The following is an 18,254-nucleotide window of genomic DNA, read 5'->3' as shown; positions in this document are numbered from 1 at the left end:
GCCGATCTTGAAGCAGCGTTTCAACTTTGCCGCCGGCGTCCTATATGTGTGATGCCGAGTCCGGTTGAAGTGCGCGCGCGCCGCGTCGAACGGCGATTTTATTGCCTCTTTTGAGCGAGCCCTTGGCGAAAGACGACACAGCAAAACACACGCCCTCCCGCGAAGACATCCTCGCCTTCATCACCCGCGAAACCGAGGCGGGCGGCCCGCGCAAGATCGGCGTGCGTGAAATCGCCCGCGCCTTCGGCGCTGCCGGCGACGACCGCATCGCCATCAAGCGCCTGCTCGCCGAGATGGCGGACGAAGGCATTCTGGAAAAGCGCGGCAAGCGCGTGAACCGCAAGGGGACGCTGCCGCCGGTGGCGCTCGTCGACATCATCGCGCGCGACCGCGACGGCGAGATGATCGCCGCGCCGGTCGAATGGGACGAGGACGAGCTAGGGCCGGCGCCGCGCATCCGCATTCACGCGCCGCGCCGCGCCCGGCCGGGCGAGCCCCTGCCCGGCGTCGGCGACCGCGCACTCGTTCGCGCCGAGCCCGACCGCGACGCCGGACCAAACGAGCCGCCCTATGTCGGACGCGTCGTCAAACTCCTGTCGCGCCAGCGGCAACGCGTGCTCGGCGTGCTGCATATCGAAGCGAATGGCGCCGGCCGCATCGAGCCGATCGACAAGAAGCAGGCGGGACGCGAACTCGCCGTCGCGGCGGCCGACATTGGCGCAGGCAAGCACGGCGATCTCGTCTCGATCGATCTCGTCGGCAAGACGCGCTTTGGCGCGCCGCGCGCCCGCGTGCGCGAAACGCTCGGCTCGGTGACGGGCGAAAAGGCGGTGAGCCTCATCGCGCTGCGCGCGCATGACATTCCCGACGTCTTTCGCGCCGAGGCGACGGCGGAGGCCGAGCGCGCGCAGCCCGCGTCTCTGCACGGCCGCGAAGACTGGCGCGATCTGCCGCTTGTCACCATCGATCCGCCGGACGCCAAGGACCACGACGACGCGGTTCACGCGGCGCCCGACAATGCGCCGGACAATGACGGCGGCTTCGTCCTGACGGTCGCGATCGCCGACGTCGCGCACTATGTGACGCCGCGCTCGGCGCTCGACCGCGACGCCTTGGAGCGCGGCAATTCGGTCTATTTCCCTGATCGCGTCGTGCCGATGCTGCCCGAGCGCATCTCCAATGACCTGTGCTCACTGCGGCCCAATGAAGATCGGCCCGCGCTCGCTGTCCGCATGCGCGTCACCAGCAAGGGCAGGAAGATCGACCACAGTTTTCATCGCGTGATGATGCGCTCGCACGCCAAGCTCGCCTATGCGCAGGCGCAGGACGCAATCGAAGGGCGCACGGATGAAACCACGAAGCCGCTGCTCGCTCCGGTGCTGCGGACGCTTTACGCCGCGCATGAAGCGCTGCAGCACGCCCGCAATCTGCGCGCGCCGCTCGATCTCGATCTGCCCGAGCGCAAGATCCTTTTGAAGAAAGACGGCTCTTTCGACCGCGTCATCATTCCGCCGCGGCTCGAAGCGCATCGGCTGATCGAAGAATTCATGATTCTGGCGAATGTCGCGGCGGCCGAAACCTTGGAGCAGCATCGCCAGCAGCTGATCTACCGCGCGCATGACGAACCTTCGCGCGAAAAGGTCTCGGCGCTTTCGGAGTTCCTGGCGACGATCGGCGTCAAGCTCGCCAAGGGCCAAGCGCTGCGCCCCGCGCATTTCAATGTGATTCTGGGTCGCGTGAAGGGCCTGGAGCACGAGAACATCGTCAACGAGATCATTCTGCGCACGCAGGCGCAGGCCGAATACACGCATGAAAATTACGGGCACTTCGGCCTCAATCTGCGCCGCTACGCGCATTTCACCTCGCCGATTCGCCGCTACGCCGATCTGATCGTGCATCGCGCGCTGATACGCGCCTTGAAGCTCGGCGAAGGCGCCTTGCCGGAGATGCCGGTTGGCGAACTCGCGGAGATCGCCGCGCGCATCTCCGCGGCAGAGCGGCGCGCCATGGCGGCGGAGCGCGAGACGGTCGATCGGCTCATCGCGCATCATCTCGCCGATCAGATCGGCGCGCGCTTTGCCGCGCGCATCTCCGGCGTCACGAGATCCGGTCTGTTCGTGCGCCTCGCCGAGACAGGCGCCGATGGATTCGTGCCGGCGGCGACTCTGGGCCGCGAATATTACGCCTATGACGAGGCCGCCCATGCGCTCACCTCGCGCTCTGGGGTCAGCTACCGGCTGGCGGATATTATAGAAGTGAAGCTGATCGAGGCGGCGCCGATCGCCGGCGCCTTGCGTTTCGAGGTCGTGAGCGGCGGCGAACGCCGCGCGCCGCCGCCTCGGGCGAGCGCCAAACCAAAGGATCGGCGGACGTCAGCGCGTTCCAAGAAGAACCGATAGGCCGGGCGCTCACGCGCCCTTCGCGCAGATGAAGACCTGGCGGCGCCTGCCCCAGCATTCCCCGGTCCGATAGACCTTGCCGAGGCTGCGGCCGCCGAGGCTCGCCGTCCACGTCCGTCCATGATCTTGCGTCAGAACAACGGCGTCGTCTCCGGCGTTGAGCGTCACCGTTGAGCGCGTGGGCTGGCGGAGCATGCAGCTGCGCTCGAAGAGAACCCGTCCATCGACCTTGACGAAGCATTTGGCGCGGCGACCCTCGTTCGCGGGCTCGTCCTTGCGCTGGCTTTCGCGCGCCGCAGTCCGCGCCGCTGGCGCCTCGTCGCCCGGCTCCGCCGTCGCGGCCGTATCGACCGGCGGCGCGTCGTCGAAGGCGGTCTTCGGCAGCGCCGCGTCAAGCGGCGGAACCGCCGCCGCGCCGAGCGCCGACGTTGGAATGTCCGCTTTTGGGGGCGGCGCCAGCGGCTCGGGCAAGGGCTCCGCCGCGGCCTGAGCCTCCAGAAGCCGCTCTTTCAGCTCCTTGGAGCCGGGCGTCGGCGGCATGGGAGGCGCAATTGTGTCCGGCGGGGCGCTCACGGTAAGCGCCGAGGATGGCGCGACGTCGGCGGCTTGCGCGGCCTCGGTCACGGGCGCCGGCGGCGGCGGCTCGATCCGCACAGGCGTCGTCGGCGTTTCGACCTGACGCAGCGTCGCGCCATCAGCGCGCAGCGCTGGCGCGCCTCTCATCGCGAAAGTCGCGACGACGCCGCCGCCTCCAAGCAGGATCATCCCCGCGACGACATAAAACCAGACCGGCGCTCTGAATGACGCGGTGCCCTGAACCGCGCGCCACTCGCCAGCGACGTCGCTCAAAAAATCCTTGATCCAGCCCATCGCGCGCGTGTTGCGGAAGGGCCTCTCCAAGCTTTCGAGCTCTCTTAAGAGGCGCCGCTTCTCTTGGAGTATCCGCCGTTCAAAATTCTCCAACTCCGCGACTTTGCGCCGCTTTTCGAGTGTTACGCTCATACTACTCACTCCAAGCGCGTTCGCGTGAAGGCGAAGGAAGTACTTCTTCACGACGATACATGCAGGCGCTGCGCTCGACGGCGCGCGCGAGCACCAGCTACTTACGAGATAGTTTCCTCCCGCCCGAGTATTGCCGCGCAATTCGCCGGAGTCGTTCCGGCCCTACGCTGCTCGTCTTGTGGACTAATCAACAAAATTATGGCTGTTCTTTGCCGCATCCTCTTGACGAGGCGCGAATCGCGTTCGACTCAGGTCGGCCCCGCGCGCCTTCTTGACATCGTTCGCACCGCACGTATGTTGCCGGCCAATTCGCTCCCGGCGCGCTCAGCGACCGGGACGATTTCATTTCTCTGATAGACTGGGATGAGCGATGGCCAAGTCCGCCATGATCAAGATCAAGCTCCTGTCCACGGCGGATACGGGCTATTTCTACGTGACGAAAAAGAACGCGCGCACCAAGACGGAAAAGCTCGTCTTCAAGAAATACGATCCCGTCGTGCGCAAGCACGTGGAATTCAAGGAAACCAAGATCAAGTAAGCGCGCGCAGATAACGCGCGCGCCTTGCCGTAAGCGCGCAGATAAAGCGCGCGCCCTGTCGAGGCGTTCGTCACAACCGCTGGTCTAGCCAGGAGGAGCGTCGCCGCAGGGGGACGCTTCGAGAATTTTTGGCTGGAGAGAAACCGCTTGGGGAAGGCGGCCGACTGACGATGGCTTCAAGGAGGCCACTCCAACCACCGCCAGTCGGCCAACCCCACGGACCCAGGAGATGCGGCGGACCTGAGCACTCCGCAGGGTATTCAAAGTTGTGCCGAATACGCATCAAACGCTTACGCACGCCATGGGTCTTCTTACAGGCCCTTCGACGCCGCCAGACGCGCAACTCATTTGGCGCAGTCACGTTACTCCGGCTGCACAAAAATGCAACTATCTGATATGAATTTTCACAGACGCTGAGTTGCGAAGCGTTTGTGCGATATCGAAACAAATAACATCGCGCTGCGATGAACGCGGCGCCGGAGGAGTAGATGGCTTCTGGATTCCGCTTTGTTCTCGGCGTCATGGCCGGCGTCTCGATCGCCCTGACGCTTTCCGGTTGCGGCGATCATATGCCCGGCGACGCCACGGGCGCGAAGGTCTTGCGCAATCTTCTGGAGAAGAACCGCGTGGACGCCAAGCTCGTGTCCTTCAAGAAAGTGCAGGGCCGCGAAGTGAAGCGCGAGAACGTCGACGCTTACGAATTGATGTATGAGGCTGAAATTCTGTTTCCCGAGGGTTTCGAAGCCAAATGCGCTGATGAGCGCGAGCGCGGAACCTGCGCCTTTCTCGGCCTCGACAACGACCGGACATTCACCAAGGCCGAAGTGCACACGAGCGAAGGCACACTGCATTTCGTGAAGAGCGAAAAGGGCTGGATGGCCGAGGACAGCAACGCCTATTAGCGCCGTGCAGGCGCTCGCGCCGATCGTCATCATTCCGGCGCGTCTGCGCTCGACGCGTCTGCCCGGCAAGCCGCTCGCCGAAATCGACGGTCGGCCCATGATCGTCCATGTCTGGGAGCGCGCATGCGCAGCGGCGCTCGGACCTGTCGTGGTCGCGACCGACTCTCCTGAGATCGCGCGCGCGATCGAGTCGGTCGGCGGACACGCGGCGCTCACGCGCGGCTCTCACGCCTGCGGCAGCGATCGCATCGGCGAAGCCTTGCGGGCGCTCGACCCGCAATGCCGCCATGGCGCCGCCGTCAATCTGCAAGGCGACCAGCCCTTGCTTCCTGACGGGGCGCTCGAAGCGGCGCTCGCGCTTCTCGACGATCCAGCCGTCGACATTGGCACCCTCGCCTGCCCGGCGCGCGCCGAAGAAGCCGGCGATCCCAACGCCGTCAAGCTCGTGGGAGCTCCGCTCGCGCCTGGTCGGGTTCGCGCGCTTTACTTCACCCGAGCGCCCGCCCCCCATGGCGATGGGCCGCGTTTGAAGCACATCGGCGTCTACGCCTTTCGCCGCGCCGCTCTGGAACGATTCGTCTCGCTGCCGCCCTCCTCGCTTGAACTGCGCGAAGGGCTTGAGCAGCTGCGCGCGCTCGAGGCCGGCATGCGCATCGACGCTGCGCTGCTGGACAAAGGCGCCCCTTCGGTTGATACGGAACGCGATTTGACCGCGCTGCGCGCCGCGGCGCGCGAACAGGACCCAAAGTGACGCAATATATCGCCTATCAAGGAGAACCCGGCGCGAATTCCGACCTCGTCTGCCGTCAGGCCTTTCCCCAACTGACGCCGCTTCCATGCGCAAGCTTTGAGGACGCCTTCGCATCGGTGACCGAGGGGCGCGCCGTGCTCGGCATGATCCCGCTCGAAAATTCCATCGCCGGACGCGTCGCCGATATTCATCATTTCCTGCCGCATTCCGGTCTGCATATCGTCGGCGAACACTTCCTGCCGATCCATTTTCACTTGATGGCGCCCAGGGGCGCGACGCGGCAGGGGCTCAACAGCGTTTACAGCCATGTCCACGCGCTGGGTCAGTGCCGCCGCGCCATCCGCGAACTCGGCCTCGCGGCGCATACCGCCGGCGACACCGCCGGCGCCGCGCGCGAAGTGGCCGAATGGGGCGATCCGACGAAGGCCGCGATCGCGCCGCGACTCGCCGCCGACATCTACGATCTCGACGTGCTGGCCGAGAATATCGAGGACGAAGCGCATAACACGACGCGCTTCATCGTGCTGTCGAAGACCAAGCAATGGGCGGCGCCGAACGCGGGTTCGACCATCACCACCTTCATCTTTCGCGTGCGCAACGTGCCGGCCGCGCTCTACAAGGCGCTCGGCGGCTTCGCCACGAATGGCGTCAACATGACCAAGCTCGAAAGCTACATGGTTGACGGCGAATTCGCCGCGACGCGCTTCCTCGCCGACGCCGACGGACATCCCGAGCAGCCGGCGATGGCGCGGGCGCTCGAAGAACTGCAGTTCTTCTCCAAGGAAGTCGAAATTCTCGGCGTTTATCCCGCGAGCGATTTTCGACTCACCAATATTCGCGCCTTCGCCTTTAGGGATTGACAGGCATCAAGGGCAATTGCTTTCCTTGTCGGCCTTCTTCAGCGAGAACGGACTGTCGCCCAAGCGACGCTTCGTTCGCGCCATGAGCGACGTCCCTTAAGACGCAAGCGCCCGTCGGAACGGCCAAAATGAATTTCAGGAGCAAGCGCTCGAAGGGAACAGCCCATGGCCGTCGCCTATGATCCCAATAATATTTTCGGCAAGATCCTGCGCGGAGAAATCCCTGCGCATAAGGTCTACGAGGACGACGTCTCGCTCGCGTTCATGGACATTATGCCGCGCGCCGAGGGACATGTTCTGGTGATTCCGAAGGAGGGCGCGCGCGGCCTCCTCGACGTCTCGTCGGAAACGCTCGGTCAATTAATGAAGCGCGTGCAGCATGTCGCCAAGGCGATCGAAAAGGCGTTCGCCGCGGACGGCCTGACCCTGCATCAATTCAACGAAAGCGCCGGCGGACAGGTGATTTATCACCTGCATTTCCACCTGCTGCCGCGTTGGGACGGCGTCGCCTTGCGACCTCCGGGGACCATGGCCGACGATGCAAAGCTCGCTGAACAGGCCGAGAAAATTCGCGCCGCCATGGCGCCTTTCGAAGGATGAGGCCGCCGCGGCGACGGCTTGCCTGATCGGGCAAGCCTTTGACCAGGCGAGCCTTGCTGGAAGACCTATTCTTCGCCGACTTTCGCCGGCCTCAGCGCCACCGGGCGCAGCAGGAAGGACGGCACGTGGTCGCCCAGTCCAATGACGGGGGGCCCATCGTCTTCATGATGGCGCGGGCGGCGCTCACGACGGTCTGCGACAGGCGCCCCTGCCGGCGCCCCATAGGCCGGAGGCCGGAGACTTTCTCCCTCCGCCTTGGCGCGGCCGCCGCGGGACCGGCCCATGCTGACGGGCGCCTCGCGTTCGGCGGCTGGCCGGCGGTTGACAGGCGCTTCGCGCTCGGCGGCGGCTGAGCGGCGGTTGACGGGCGCTTCGCGTTCGGTGGCGGCTGGCCGGCGACCGCGTTCCCGGCGGGGTCCGCGTTCGTCGCGCTCGCCGCGGCGCTCTTGCGGGCTCGTCTCCATGGGCGGCGGCAAGGCGTCGAAGCCCGGCCCCTCCCAGTCGATCGCCTTGCCGATCAGGCTCTGGATCTGGTCGATATATTTCATGTCGTCGCCAGTGACGAGCGTGATCGCCACGCCCGATCGGCCGGCGCGGCCGGTGCGGCCGATCCGATGCACGTAATCCTCGCTGTGCGTGGGGACGTCGAAGTTGAGCACATGACTCACGTCCGGAATGTCTAGGCCGCGGGCCGCTACATCCGAACACACGATCAGCGACACATCGCCATTCTTGAACGCGTCGAGCGAGGCCATCCGCGCCAGCTGATCCATGTCGCCGTGCAGGGCGCCGGCGGAAAAGCCGTGCTTGACGAGCGAGCGATGAAGGGTCGCCACGTCGCGCTTGCGGTTGCAGAAGATGATCGCGTTCTTGAAGTTTTCGGCGTCGCGAATGAGCTTGCGCAACGTCTCACGCTTGTCGGCGTGGCCCCGCGAAGCGACGAGAACCTGCCTGATCGTGGTCGCCGTCGTCGCGGCGCGCGAGACTTCGCAACGGATCGGATTATGCAAAAAGGCTTCAGTCAGGCGCGTGATCTCAGGCGGCATGGTCGCAGAGAAGAAGAGCGTCTGCCGCGTGAACGGCACCAGCTTGCAGACGCGCTCGATGTCGGGAATGAAGCCCATGTCGAGCATGCGGTCGGCCTCGTCGATGACGAGAATTTCGATGCCGGTGAGCAGCAGCTTGCCGCGATCGAAGAAGTCGAGCAGTCGGCCCGGCGTGGCGATCAGCACGTCGGCGCCGCGCATGATTTTGGTTTCCTGCTCGCCGAAGGCGACGCCGCCGATCAGCAGCGCGACGTTGAGACGATGGTTCTTGCCGTATTTGGCGAAGCTTGCTTCGACCTGCGCGGCAAGTTCGCGCGTCGGCTCGAGAATAAGGGTTCGGGGCATTCTGGCGCGAGCCCGGCCGCTTTCGAGACGGCTCAGCATCGGCAGGGTGAAAGCGGCGGTCTTGCCGGTGCCCGTTTGGGCGATGCCGAGAATGTCGCGCCCCTGCAAGGCGGGTGGAATGGCCTGCGCCTGAATTGGCGTGGGGGTCGTATAGCCGGACGTTTGGACGGCTGCGAGAACCTTTTGGGAAAGGCCCAGTTCTTCGAATGTCATTAATTATCCTGAATTACGGCTCGCATGTGCGGAAATTCCGCTTGCGCGCTAGCCGTAAAGAAGCGCGCGTGGATTGTTGAGAGAAGTCGCCGTCGTCGCCGCAACGGTATCTGGCCCGCCGACGGTCCGCCGCAAAGAAGCGCGGGCGATAGCCACGGGAATGCTTTAAGGGCAATTGCCAGATTGTCAATAAATATATGCGTCTGTCGGGCTGCGCACACGAGGGCTGGTCGCAAAAAAACTAATGATTGGCGATTTCGCCAGCTTCGCCGCAAGGCGTCAACGCCTTCCGCCCTTTGCGCCTGTCTGGAATCGCGCCTGTCGGCAAACGGTCGATGTCGACCTCGCGTTGTCCGGTCGGCGCTGGCGCCTCGGTTTGCGGCGCCGGCTTGGCAAGACCGGGCAGATCGGCTCCTGCTCCCCGGGAAAGGCCCGCGGGCGCTAGCGCTTCGGGAGGCTCAAACATATTTGAGAGCAGCTTGGCGCCGAGCACGCTGCACAAACAAGCGGCGATCGACAGCGCCGCGAGACTCCAAACGCCCGCCGGAAGGCCGGCGCGGGGGTGGCTTAAACGGCGATGCTCGACGGTTCGACGCACTTGAATGCCTGAAGGTTAGCGGTGTGACGCTAATCTTGCGTAGGTAAATTTTTTATTGATGCGACTTTCGACAAACTCGGCGACGGCGCGTCGCGCGACCCCTTGCCAAGCCGGGGGGAAAGCTCAAAACTAGCGATATTCTTGATTTCCCTCACTGTGGAAATGGCCCAGATTCTGCGAGGCGACCCTAAAAGAACCACTGTGCCGACCTACATGAAAAGGATCGAAAGGGTGAAGACGTGGCGGCGGAGGATTTAACGCTAGCGATGGCGGCCAATGCGCCGCGAGCGGCCAAGGAGCCGCGCAAGGGAGGCGACGTCGGTCCCGGGGCCGGAACCGCGCTCGTCACGCGAACGCGTCCTCAGACGCGCAAGCCCAATATGTATCGGGTGCTTTTGTTGAATGACGACTACACGACGCAGGAGTTCGTAGTGATCGTGCTGCGGAAATATTTCAACAAATCCGTGGAGGAAGCCACGCGCATCATGCTCCACGTTCACAATCACGGCGTCGGCGAATGCGGCGTTTACACCTACGAGGTCGCTGAGACCAAAGTCACCCAGGTCATGGATTTTGCAAGGAAGCATCAGCATCCCCTGCAATGCATCATGGAAAAGAAATAGGACGAGCGCATGCCGACCTTCTCGCGCAATCTCAAGCAGACCCTCGACCGTGCGCTCGCCTCCGCCCGCGAGCGGCGCCATGAATATGCGACGCTCGAGCACCTGCTGCTGAGCCTCGTCGAGGACGTCGACGCGTCGGCGGTGCTCCGCGCCTGTTCCGTGGATCTCGACGTGCTGACCAAGAATTTGCGCGACTATATCGATCGCGAGCTCGACAACCTCGTCAACGAAGACGCCGATGAATGCAAGCCGACCGCCGGGTTCCAGCGGGTCGTGCAGCGGGCGATTATCAGCGTCCAATCGTCCGGCCGCGAAGACGTCAGCGGCGCCAATGTTCTTGTCGCGCTGTTCGCCGAGCGCGAAAGCCACGCCGTCTATTTCCTGCAGGAACAGGACATGACGCGCTATGACGCCGTCAATTTCATCAGCCATGGCATCGCCAAGCGTCCCGGGCTTTCGGACGCCGGCCGGAGCCCGCGCGGCGTCGAGGACGACGGCGAGCGCAGCGAAGGCCGCGAGGGCCGCGACGGCGAGAGCCGCAAGAAGGAAGGCGCGCTCGAGGCCTATTGCGTCAATCTCAACAGGAAGGCGCGCGACGGCCGCATCGACCCGCTGATCGGCCGCGAGCCGGAAGTGCTGCGCACGATTCAGGTCCTGTGCCGCCGGCAAAAGAATAATCCCCTGCTCGTCGGCGATCCCGGCGTCGGCAAGACCGCGATCGCCGAAGGCCTCGCGCGTAAGATCGTCTCGAACGAAGTGCCGGAGGTTCTCGCCGGCGCGACGGTGTTCGCGCTCGACATGGGCGCGCTGCTCGCCGGCACGCGCTATCGCGGCGACTTCGAAGAGCGCCTGAAGCAGGTCGTGAAGGAAATCGAGAATCACAAGAACGCGATTCTCTTCATCGACGAGATCCATACGGTGATTGGCGCGGGCGCCACCTCGGGCGGCGCGATGGACGCCTCGAATCTTCTGAAGCCCGCGCTGGCGCAGGGGGTTCTGCGCTGCATCGGCTCGACGACCTACAAGGAATACCGGCAGTATTTCGAGAAGGACCGCGCGCTCGTTCGCCGCTTCCAGAAGATCGACGTCAACGAACCCTCGATCCCCGACGCGATCGAAATCGTGAAGGGGCTCAAGCCCTATTTCGAGGAGTTCCATAAGATCCGCTACACCAACGACGCGCTGAAGGCGGCGGTGGAGCTCTCGGCGCGTTACATTCATGACCGCAAGCTGCCGGATAAGGCGATCGACGTGATCGACGAAACCGGCGCGGCGCAGATGCTGGTCGCGGAAAACAAGCGCAAAAAGACCATCGGACTGAAAGAGATCGAAACGACGATCGCCACCATGGCGCGCGTGCCGCCGAAGACCGTCTCCAAGGACGACGCCGAAGTTCTCGCGCATCTCGACGAGACGCTGCGGCGCGTCGTCTATGGGCAGGATAAGGCGATCTCGGCGCTGACGTCGGCGATAAAGCTGGCGCGGGCGGGTCTGCGCGATCAAGAGAAGCCGATCGGCTGCTATCTCTTCTCCGGACCGACCGGCGTCGGCAAGACGGAGGCCGCGCGCCAGCTCGCGACATCGCTCGGCATCGAGCTCGTGCGCTTCGACATGTCGGAATATATGGAGCGCCATACGGTGAGCCGGTTGATCGGCGCGCCTCCCGGTTATGTCGGATTCGATCAGGGCGGACTGCTGACCGACGCCATCGACCAGCATCCGCATTGCGTGCTGCTGCTCGACGAGATCGAGAAGGCGCATCCCGATCTCTACAACATCCTGCTGCAGGTGATGGATCACGGGAAGCTGACCGACCATAACGGCAAGACCATCGACTTCCGCAACGTCATCCTCATCATGACGACGAATGCGGGCGCGCAGGATCTTGCCCGCACGCCGATCGGCTTCACGCGCACGCGCCGCGATCTCGACGACAGCGAAGCGATCAATCGGCTCTTCGCGCCGGAGTTCCGCAATCGTCTCGACGCCATCGTGCCTTTCGGTCATCTGCCGGTCGACGTCATCAAACGCGTCGTCGACAAATTCATCATGCAGCTCGAAGCGCAGCTCGCCGACCGCAACGTCACGATCGAGCTCACCGACGAAGCGCGCAGCTGGCTCGTCGAGCACGGCTATGATGAAGCCATGGGCGCGCGGCCGATGTCGCGGGTCATCCACCAGCACATCAAGACGCCGCTCGCCGACGAGGTGCTGTTCGGCCGCCTGAAGAACGGCGGCGCGGTGCGAGTCGTCGTCGTCGGCGACGACAGCGGAACGAAGTCGCTTGGCTTCGTCTTCCCGGAGGGTCCGGTGTTGCCGCGGCCTGAGCGCGACATCTTCGAGGCCGGCAAGAAGCGCGCGGCGGAGGAAGCCGCATCCGGAGATGATTCGGCGATTCGCGCTGCGGATGCGGAACGCGACGAACGTCCGGCGCCGCTGAAGAGCTAACTCTAACGGCGGCGCGTCGCACAACAAACAGGGGCCGCTTCGCATGCGCTGCGAGGCGGCCCCTAATTTTTTGAGCAGAAGACGTGGCGGCGGCGCTGGGCGCGACGGGCTTTTAAACCGTTCGCGCTTTCTTGGGTTTCGCCGGCGCCGGCGCCGCCACGGATGGTTTGCGCGCCATCGCTTCGGCGAGATAGCGCCCCGTGTGGCTGCGCGCTTCCTTGATGATCTGAGACGGCGGTCCCGCCGCGACGATTTCGCCGCCGCCGTCGCCGCCCTCCGGCCCCATGTCGATGATCCAATCCGCCGTCTTGATGACTTCGAGATTATGTTCGATCACGACCACGGTATTGCCCTGTTCGACAAGCTCATGCAGCACTTCGAGCAGCTTGGCGACGTCGTGAAAATGCAGGCCCGTCGTCGGCTCGTCGAGAATATAGAGCGTGCGGCCTGTGGAGCGGCGCGACAACTCCTTGGAGAGCTTGACGCGCTGCGCCTCGCCGCCCGACAGCGTCGTCGCCTGCTGGCCGACATGGATGTAGTCGAGGCCGACGCGTTTTAAGGTTTCCATCTTGTCGCGGATCGAGGGCACCGCCTTGAACAGGGTCGCCGCCTCCTCGACCGTCATGTCCAGCACGTCGGCGATGGATTTTTCGCGATATTTCACTTCGAGCGTCTCGCGATCGTAGCGCTTGCCCTTGCACACGTCGCAGGTGACGTAAACGTCGGGCAGAAAGTGCATCTCGATCTTGATGACGCCGTCGCCCTGGCAGGCTTCGCAGCGGCCGCCCTTGACGTTGAAGGAGAAGCGTCCCGGCGCATAGCCGCGCGCCTTCGCCTCCGGAAGACCCGCGAACCATTCGCGAATAGGCGTGAAGGCGCCGGTATAGGTCGCCGGATTGGAGCGCGGCGTGCGGCCGATCGGCGACTGGTCAATGTCGATGATCTTGTCGATCTGCTCGAGGCCTTCGAGGCGATCGAAGGGCGCCGGGTGCTCATGCGCGCCGGAGAGTCGCCGCGCGACGGCCTTGTAGAGCGTTTCGATGACGAGCGTCGACTTGCCGCCGCCCGAGACGCCAGTAACGCAAGTGAAAAGGCCAAGCGGCACTTCCGCCGTGACCTCCTTGAGATTATTGCCGCGCGCGCCGAAGAGCTTGAGCCAACGCCCGGCCGTCGGCTTGCGCAGCTTGTGACGAAGAATCACCTGCTTCTCGCCGGTCAGATATTGCCCGGTGAGCGAAGCTGGATCGTTCATGATCTCCTGCGGCGTCCCTTGCGCGACGATTTTGCCGCCGTGAATGCCAGCGCCGGGTCCGACATCGACGACATAGTCCGCGGCGAGAATCGCGTCCTCATCGTGCTCGACGACGATGACGCTGTTGCCGAGATTGCGCAGACGCCGCAGCGTGTCGAGCAGACGGTCATTGTCGCGCTGATGCAGCCCGATCGACGGTTCGTCCAGCACATAAAGGACGCCGGTCAGTCCCGAGCCGATCTGCGACGCGAGGCGGATGCGCTGACTTTCGCCGCCCGAGAGCGAGCCTGAATTACGCGACAGCGTCAGATAGTCGAGGCCGACGTCGACGAGAAAATTTAGCCGGTCGCGAATCTCCTTCAAGATGCGGAAGGCGATTTCATTACGCTTCTTGTCGAGCGCGTCGGGCAGCGCGCGAAACCAGTCGAGCGCGGCGCGCACCGAAAGCTCCGATACTTCGCCGATATGTTTGCGCGCGACTTTGACGGCGAGCGCTTCGGGCTTCAACCGAAAGCCTTCGCAGGCGAGACAGGGCGTCGCCGACATATAGCGGCCGATCTCTTCGCGCGCCCATTCGCTGTCGGTTTCGAGATAGCGCCGCTCGAGATTGATGACGACGCCTTCGAACGGCTTCTTCACGTCATAGGCGCGAAAACCGTCGTCATAGGAGAAGCGGATCTCCTCCTCGCCCGAGCCGTAGAGAATGACGTTTCGCGCCTTGTCGGAAAGCGTCTCCCACGGGACGTCGAGCCGAAACTTGTAATGCTTGCCGAGCGCTTCGAGCGTCTGCTGATAATAGGGCGAGGTCGATTTCGCCCAGGGCGCGATCGCGCCTTTGCGCAGCGTCAGCTTCGGATTCGGGGCGACGAGGTCGGCGTCGACCTTCTGCTCATGGCCGATGCCGCCGCAGACCGGACAGGCGCCGAAGGGATTGTTGAACGAAAACAGCCGCGGCTCGATCTCCGGGATGGTGAAGCCCGATACGGGACAGGCGAATTTCGATGAAAACAAAATGTGATGCGGCGCGTAATGCGTCGAGACGTTCGCCGCCGGCTGCACGGGCGCGAGCAAAACGTTCTGGCCCTTTGGCGCGTCGGCGAATTCGACGACGGCGAGGCCGCCGGACAAGTCGAGCGCGGTCTCAAAACTGTCGGCCAGTCTCGCGCTCATGTCGGGACGCACGACGATGCGATCGACCACGACATCGATGTCGTGCTTCAATTTCTTGTCGAGCGCCGGCACGTCGGCGATCTCATGATAGGCGCCGTCGATCTTGAGGCGCTGGAAGCCTTTCTTCGTATATTCGGCGATCTCCTTTCGGTATTCGCCTTTGCGGCCGCGAACGACCGGCGCGAGCAGATAGAGCCGCGAGCCCTCAGGAAGCGCCAGCACGCGATCGACCATCTGCGAGACGGTCTGGCTCTCGATCGGCAGCCCTGTCGCCGGCGAATAGGGCACGCCGACGCGGGCCCAGAGCAGACGCATATAGTCGTGAATCTCGGTGACCGTGCCGACGGTCGAGCGCGGGTTTTTGGATGTCGTCTTCTGTTCGATGGAGATCGCCGGCGATAGCCCGTCGATCTGATCGACGTCGGGCTTCTGCATGATCTCCAGAAATTGCCGCGCATAGGCCGACAGCGACTCGACATAGCGTCGCTGGCCTTCGGCATAGATGGTGTCGAAGGCGAGCGACGACTTGCCCGAACCGGACAGGCCGGTGAACACCACCAGCTTGTCGCGCGGAATCGTCAGATCGACGTTCTTGAGATTATGTTCGCGCGCGCCGCGGATGGAGATGGATTTCGAGTCAGCGAAAGCCTTCTCCACCACTAGGGCCACGGATTTTTTGCTGTTGCTCGCCATTGATGAGGGCTGGTGGGGAACGGGAAGCGCTAATTTAGGCGCTCGCGGGGGGGAAAGCCACTTGTTGCGCTGCGCAAATCACAAGCTGCTTAATTGCCAGGTAGACCGTCTCCTAGGTAGCGAAGTGGGGCAATTGGGCAGCCTTTGATCTGGGTGCGCTTTCGCCCTCGGTCCTCTCCGCCCAAATAATGAATTCTTGAGCAGCCGACGACTCCGACGCCAACGATCATTAGGGCAGCGCTGCGGCAGTGCTAACCAAGCATTTTCCCCATGGTAACAATATGTCATTCACTACTTGCAACATCGGAGACGCACGGTTTCTCGGGCTCCCTGGAAATTACGATTTCTCCCTGCTCCAACCTACCGGCAACCGACTCGTAATACTCGCCATCGAAGCGTGTCTTTTTCGTGCTTGACTGTGAGGCGATCCGCACGAAACCTTTGATTGGTTTGAACTTTAGATCGTAATGATAGATGATATCCTCATCAAGATAGGCAGAGGGGTCGCTGTACCACGAGTCGTTGGAGCAGGTTATCTTCCCGTCCGGCGCCTTTTTCCAGTTTCGAACGCCGATCGCTCTAAATGCATTTTGATAGCTGCCTTCGAATTGGACGATATTCATGGTACCGCCCCAAGAAGAACCGTCGCTTCCCCTTGCCCAATAACTCCATTGACCAAGTACCGTAGGCGGGCAGAAAACGCCAAGCATAGTGCATGTCAGGCCAGCAACGTCTTTCTTCGCATCGTCCCACTTGCCAACAGTGAAAACGTACAGGCATGCGCCCCCGAGCAGCAACACGAGTAAGATGATCGTCATCTGCGCTGCAGCCAGTAGCCGGCTACCGCCACCATGAATCAGCACTTTAAAATTTTCGAAAAGTCGATGCAGTAACAGCCACGCAAGAGCCCACGCGTTCTTCGGCAACCCAATCAACTGATCGTGCGCTACTCGTGTTACTCGTCTGAGCCTAGTTTCTTTGGGGGGAACATTCTTTTGAGCGTTGGCTCCGTCGATTACCGCAACCGCATCGTGGCTCTCTGGGTCCCTCGTTTGGAGGAGACGCTGAGTAACGACATGCCAAATTGATTCGCCGATCCGGCGCAAAAACGTCGCTGCCATGACCTACCACTCCAGTCAAAGTTCCACTCAAACCAATACTGGAAATGCTCGCATATTTTAGATTGAGGCAAATTGATGTCAAGAGAACAGATAATATGCCCTCTCGCTACCTTGCCAAAAAAAGCGTTAACTCAGCCATATCAGGGCGTCTGTCTCCACTACTAATCCCCCATGACCGAAAGCCATCTCGAATCCAGGGCAAAGCCTTTTTACCGGCACCTCTATGTCCAGGTGCTCGCGGCCATTGCGCTTGGCGCGCTGTTCGGCTGGCTGGCGCCGCACGCCGCCGCGCAGGACTGGGTGAAGGCGCTCGGCGACGGCTTCGTCAAGCTCATCAAAATGGCGATCGCGCCGATCATTTTCTGCACGGTCGTCTCCGGCGTCGCCCATATCGAGGACGCGCGCAAAGTCGGCCGCGTCGGGCTCAAGGCGCTCCTCTATTTCGAGATCGTCTCCACATTCGCCCTCGCGCTCGGCCTGCTGATCGGAAATCTTGCGCAGGTCGGCTCCGGCTTCGCCGGAAAACCCGACCCTTCCGCCATCGCCAAATATACGGCGCTCGCGGAAAAGCGCGGCGGCGTCGATTTTCTTCTCGACATCATTCCCGACAGCGCGATCGGCGCCTTCGCCAAGGGCGATATTCTACAGGTCCTGTTGTTCTCGCTGCTCTTCGGCTTCGCGCTCTTAGCGCTCGGCGAGCGCGGCCGCGCGCTGCGGGTGATCATCGACGACGTCGGCCACGCCATGTTCGGCGTCATCGCCATCATCATGAAGGCGGCGCCGATCGGCGCCTTCGGCGCCATGGCCTATACGGTGGCGAAATATGGCTCAGCCGCGCTTCTGTCGCTCGCCGGACTCGTCGGTCTGTTCTATCTCACGGCCGGGCTCTTCGTCGTCTTCGTGCTGGGTGCCATCGCGCGCGCGGCCGGTTTCAACATCTTCAGCCTTATCGCCTATCTGCGCGACGAGCTGCTCATCGTGCTCGGCACATCCTCGTCGGAAAGCGCCCTGCCCGCTCTGATGGAGAAGCTGCAATGGCTCGGCTGCTCTAAGTCGGTGGTCGGACTCGTCGTGCCGACCGGCTATTCCTTCAATCTCGACGGCACCAACATCTATATGACGCTGACGACGCTGTTCATCGCGCGCGCGATGGGCGTCGAACTGGATCTGTCGCATCAGGCGACCATCCTCATCGTCGCCATGCTAACGTCAAAAGGCGCGAGCGGCGTTTCAGGCGCGGGGTTCATCACCTTGGCGGCGACCTTGACGGCGGTCGATCCGCAGCTGGCCCCAGGCATGTCGCTCGTGCTCGGCGTCGATAAATTCATGAGCGAGTGCCGAGCCTTGACCAATTTCATCGGCAATGGCGTCGCCGCCATCGTGGTCGCCGCCTGGGAGGGCGAGCTGGACCGCGCACGGCTGACCGCAGGGCTCGCACGCAAGATTGATCCTTCCGATGTCGCGATCGGCGTCACGACGGAGTGAGGCCAAGGGCCGCCGCCGCCCGCAACCGCTAAGCTTCGGAAAAAGAGAACAAAATTCCGCTGTGCTTGCACGATGTTACGAGCGCTGCTAGAACAAAAATCGAACGTTCTGGGGTCGAGAGGCGCGACAACATCAGCTGTGGACAAGCCGAGCCGGCGCCCCCCGGGACCGGCCTTTGCACTAGAGTGCCACGCGTCAAGCAAGCGGA

14 protein-coding genes are annotated in these 18,254 nt (G+C 63.0%); 9 read left to right on the top strand and 5 right to left on the bottom strand.

The annotated features are described in order from the left end of the window. The first annotated feature begins 122 nt into the window (after positions 1 to 122). Positions 123 to 2,399 carry a ribonuclease R gene (rnr, locus tag EHO51_RS03475; RefSeq protein WP_205788995.1) on the top strand — a complete coding sequence of 759 codons (2,277 nt, stop codon included), beginning with the start codon at positions 123 to 125 and terminating at the stop codon, positions 2,397 to 2,399. 9 nt (positions 2,400 to 2,408) lie between these two features. Here rnr and EHO51_RS03470 read toward each other — a convergent pair whose 3' ends face one another. Continuing rightward, positions 2,409 to 3,401: a hypothetical protein gene (locus EHO51_RS03470; RefSeq protein WP_124737719.1), complete on the bottom strand. Its 993-nt coding sequence runs from the start codon at positions 3,399 to 3,401 to the stop codon at positions 2,409 to 2,411. Positions 3,402 to 3,771: 370 nt separating this feature from the next. Between EHO51_RS03470 and rpmG the strand changes: the two genes are divergently transcribed. From rpmG to EHO51_RS03445, 5 genes are all read left to right on the top strand, one after another. Next, positions 3,772 to 3,939 (top strand): 50S ribosomal protein L33, encoded by a 168-nt coding sequence (rpmG, locus tag EHO51_RS03465; RefSeq protein ID WP_014892635.1) that lies wholly within the window; start codon positions 3,772 to 3,774, stop codon positions 3,937 to 3,939. Positions 3,940 to 4,427: 488 nt separating this feature from the next. Beyond that, positions 4,428 to 4,841 (top strand): hypothetical protein, encoded by a 414-nt coding sequence (locus tag EHO51_RS03460; protein ID WP_124737718.1) that lies wholly within the window; start codon positions 4,428 to 4,430, stop codon positions 4,839 to 4,841. 4 nt (positions 4,842 to 4,845) lie between these two features. Then, positions 4,846 to 5,592: a 3-deoxy-manno-octulosonate cytidylyltransferase gene (locus tag EHO51_RS03455; protein WP_124737717.1), complete on the top strand. Its 747-nt coding sequence runs from the start codon at positions 4,846 to 4,848 to the stop codon at positions 5,590 to 5,592. Continuing rightward, on the top strand, positions 5,589 to 6,452 hold the full coding sequence (locus EHO51_RS03450; protein ID WP_124737716.1) for a prephenate dehydratase: 864 nt from the start codon (positions 5,589 to 5,591) through the stop codon (positions 6,450 to 6,452). The genes EHO51_RS03455 and EHO51_RS03450 overlap by 4 nt, the downstream gene beginning before the upstream one ends. Before the next feature lie 165 nt (positions 6,453 to 6,617). Beyond that, entirely contained in the window at positions 6,618 to 7,052 is a 435-nt protein-coding gene (locus tag EHO51_RS03445; RefSeq protein ID WP_124737715.1) for an HIT family protein, read from the top strand. 65 nt (positions 7,053 to 7,117) lie between these two features. Here the strand turns inward: EHO51_RS03445 and EHO51_RS03440 are convergent, their stop codons facing one another. Both EHO51_RS03440 and EHO51_RS03435 read right to left on the bottom strand, forming a co-directional pair. Continuing rightward, the gene (locus EHO51_RS03440; protein ID WP_124737714.1) at positions 7,118 to 8,656 is read right to left on the bottom strand and encodes a DEAD/DEAH box helicase; all 1,539 of its coding nucleotides are present in this window, start codon (positions 8,654 to 8,656) and stop codon (positions 7,118 to 7,120) included. Positions 8,657 to 8,897: 241 nt separating this feature from the next. Then, positions 8,898 to 9,254, bottom strand: coding sequence for a hypothetical protein (locus EHO51_RS03435; RefSeq protein ID WP_124737713.1), 357 nt, complete (start codon positions 9,252 to 9,254; stop codon positions 8,898 to 8,900). Positions 9,255 to 9,520: 266 nt separating this feature from the next. On the opposite strand from EHO51_RS03435, the gene clpS reads away from it, so the two are divergent. Further along, on the top strand, positions 9,521 to 9,877 hold the full coding sequence (gene clpS, locus EHO51_RS03430; RefSeq protein WP_018407599.1) for an ATP-dependent Clp protease adapter ClpS: 357 nt from the start codon (positions 9,521 to 9,523) through the stop codon (positions 9,875 to 9,877). Between the two features lie 9 nt (positions 9,878 to 9,886). Beyond that, positions 9,887 to 12,325, top strand: coding sequence for an ATP-dependent Clp protease ATP-binding subunit ClpA (gene clpA, locus EHO51_RS03425; RefSeq protein WP_124737712.1), 2,439 nt, complete (start codon positions 9,887 to 9,889; stop codon positions 12,323 to 12,325). A 112-nt stretch (positions 12,326 to 12,437) separates the two neighbouring features. Here the strand turns inward: clpA and uvrA are convergent, their stop codons facing one another. Together uvrA and EHO51_RS03415 are read right to left on the bottom strand one after the other, a co-directional pair. After that, positions 12,438 to 15,440, bottom strand: a complete 3,003-nt coding sequence (gene uvrA / locus EHO51_RS03420; protein WP_124737711.1) for an excinuclease ABC subunit UvrA — start codon at positions 15,438 to 15,440, stop codon at positions 12,438 to 12,440. 284 nt (positions 15,441 to 15,724) lie between these two features. Beyond that, complete coding sequence (locus EHO51_RS03415; protein ID WP_124737710.1) at positions 15,725 to 16,561, bottom strand: hypothetical protein; 837 nt, start codon at positions 16,559 to 16,561, stop codon at positions 15,725 to 15,727. A 171-nt stretch (positions 16,562 to 16,732) separates the two neighbouring features. Here EHO51_RS03415 and dctA point away from each other — a divergent pair, with 171 nt between their 5' ends. Next, positions 16,733 to 18,046, top strand: coding sequence for a C4-dicarboxylate transporter DctA (dctA, locus tag EHO51_RS03410; protein ID WP_124737709.1), 1,314 nt, complete (start codon positions 16,733 to 16,735; stop codon positions 18,044 to 18,046). Positions 18,047 to 18,254 lie beyond the last annotated feature (208 nt).

It is taken from the genome of Methylocystis rosea (assembly GCF_003855495.1).
Lineage (GTDB): Bacteria > Pseudomonadota > Alphaproteobacteria > Rhizobiales > Beijerinckiaceae > Methylocystis > Methylocystis rosea_A.
Note: the sequence above shows the minus strand (reverse complement) of the source record. Positions and strands in the feature narration are given on the sequence as shown.

What these genes read in the sequence shown, in the direction of transcription:
- EHO51_RS03440 (WP_124737714.1), bottom strand. Translation starts at nt 8,656, where the DNA reads ATGACATTCGAAGAACTGGGCCTTTCCCAAAAGGTTCTCGCAGCCGTC.
- rpmG (WP_014892635.1), top strand. Translation starts at nt 3,772, where the DNA reads ATGGCCAAGTCCGCCATGATCAAGATCAAGCTCCTGTCCACGGCGGAT.
- EHO51_RS03460 (WP_124737718.1), top strand. Translation starts at nt 4,428, where the DNA reads ATGGCTTCTGGATTCCGCTTTGTTCTCGGCGTCATGGCCGGCGTCTCG.
- EHO51_RS03415 (WP_124737710.1), bottom strand. Translation starts at nt 16,561, where the DNA reads ATGGCAGCGACGTTTTTGCGCCGGATCGGCGAATCAATTTGGCATGTC.
- EHO51_RS03470 (WP_124737719.1), bottom strand. Translation starts at nt 3,401, where the DNA reads ATGAGCGTAACACTCGAAAAGCGGCGCAAAGTCGCGGAGTTGGAGAAT.
- clpS (WP_018407599.1), top strand. Translation starts at nt 9,521, where the DNA reads ATGGCGGCCAATGCGCCGCGAGCGGCCAAGGAGCCGCGCAAGGGAGGC.
- clpA (WP_124737712.1), top strand. Translation starts at nt 9,887, where the DNA reads ATGCCGACCTTCTCGCGCAATCTCAAGCAGACCCTCGACCGTGCGCTC.
- dctA (WP_124737709.1), top strand. Translation starts at nt 16,733, where the DNA reads ATGACCGAAAGCCATCTCGAATCCAGGGCAAAGCCTTTTTACCGGCAC.
- EHO51_RS03445 (WP_124737715.1), top strand. Translation starts at nt 6,618, where the DNA reads ATGGCCGTCGCCTATGATCCCAATAATATTTTCGGCAAGATCCTGCGC.
- uvrA (WP_124737711.1), bottom strand. Translation starts at nt 15,440, where the DNA reads ATGGCGAGCAACAGCAAAAAATCCGTGGCCCTAGTGGTGGAGAAGGCT.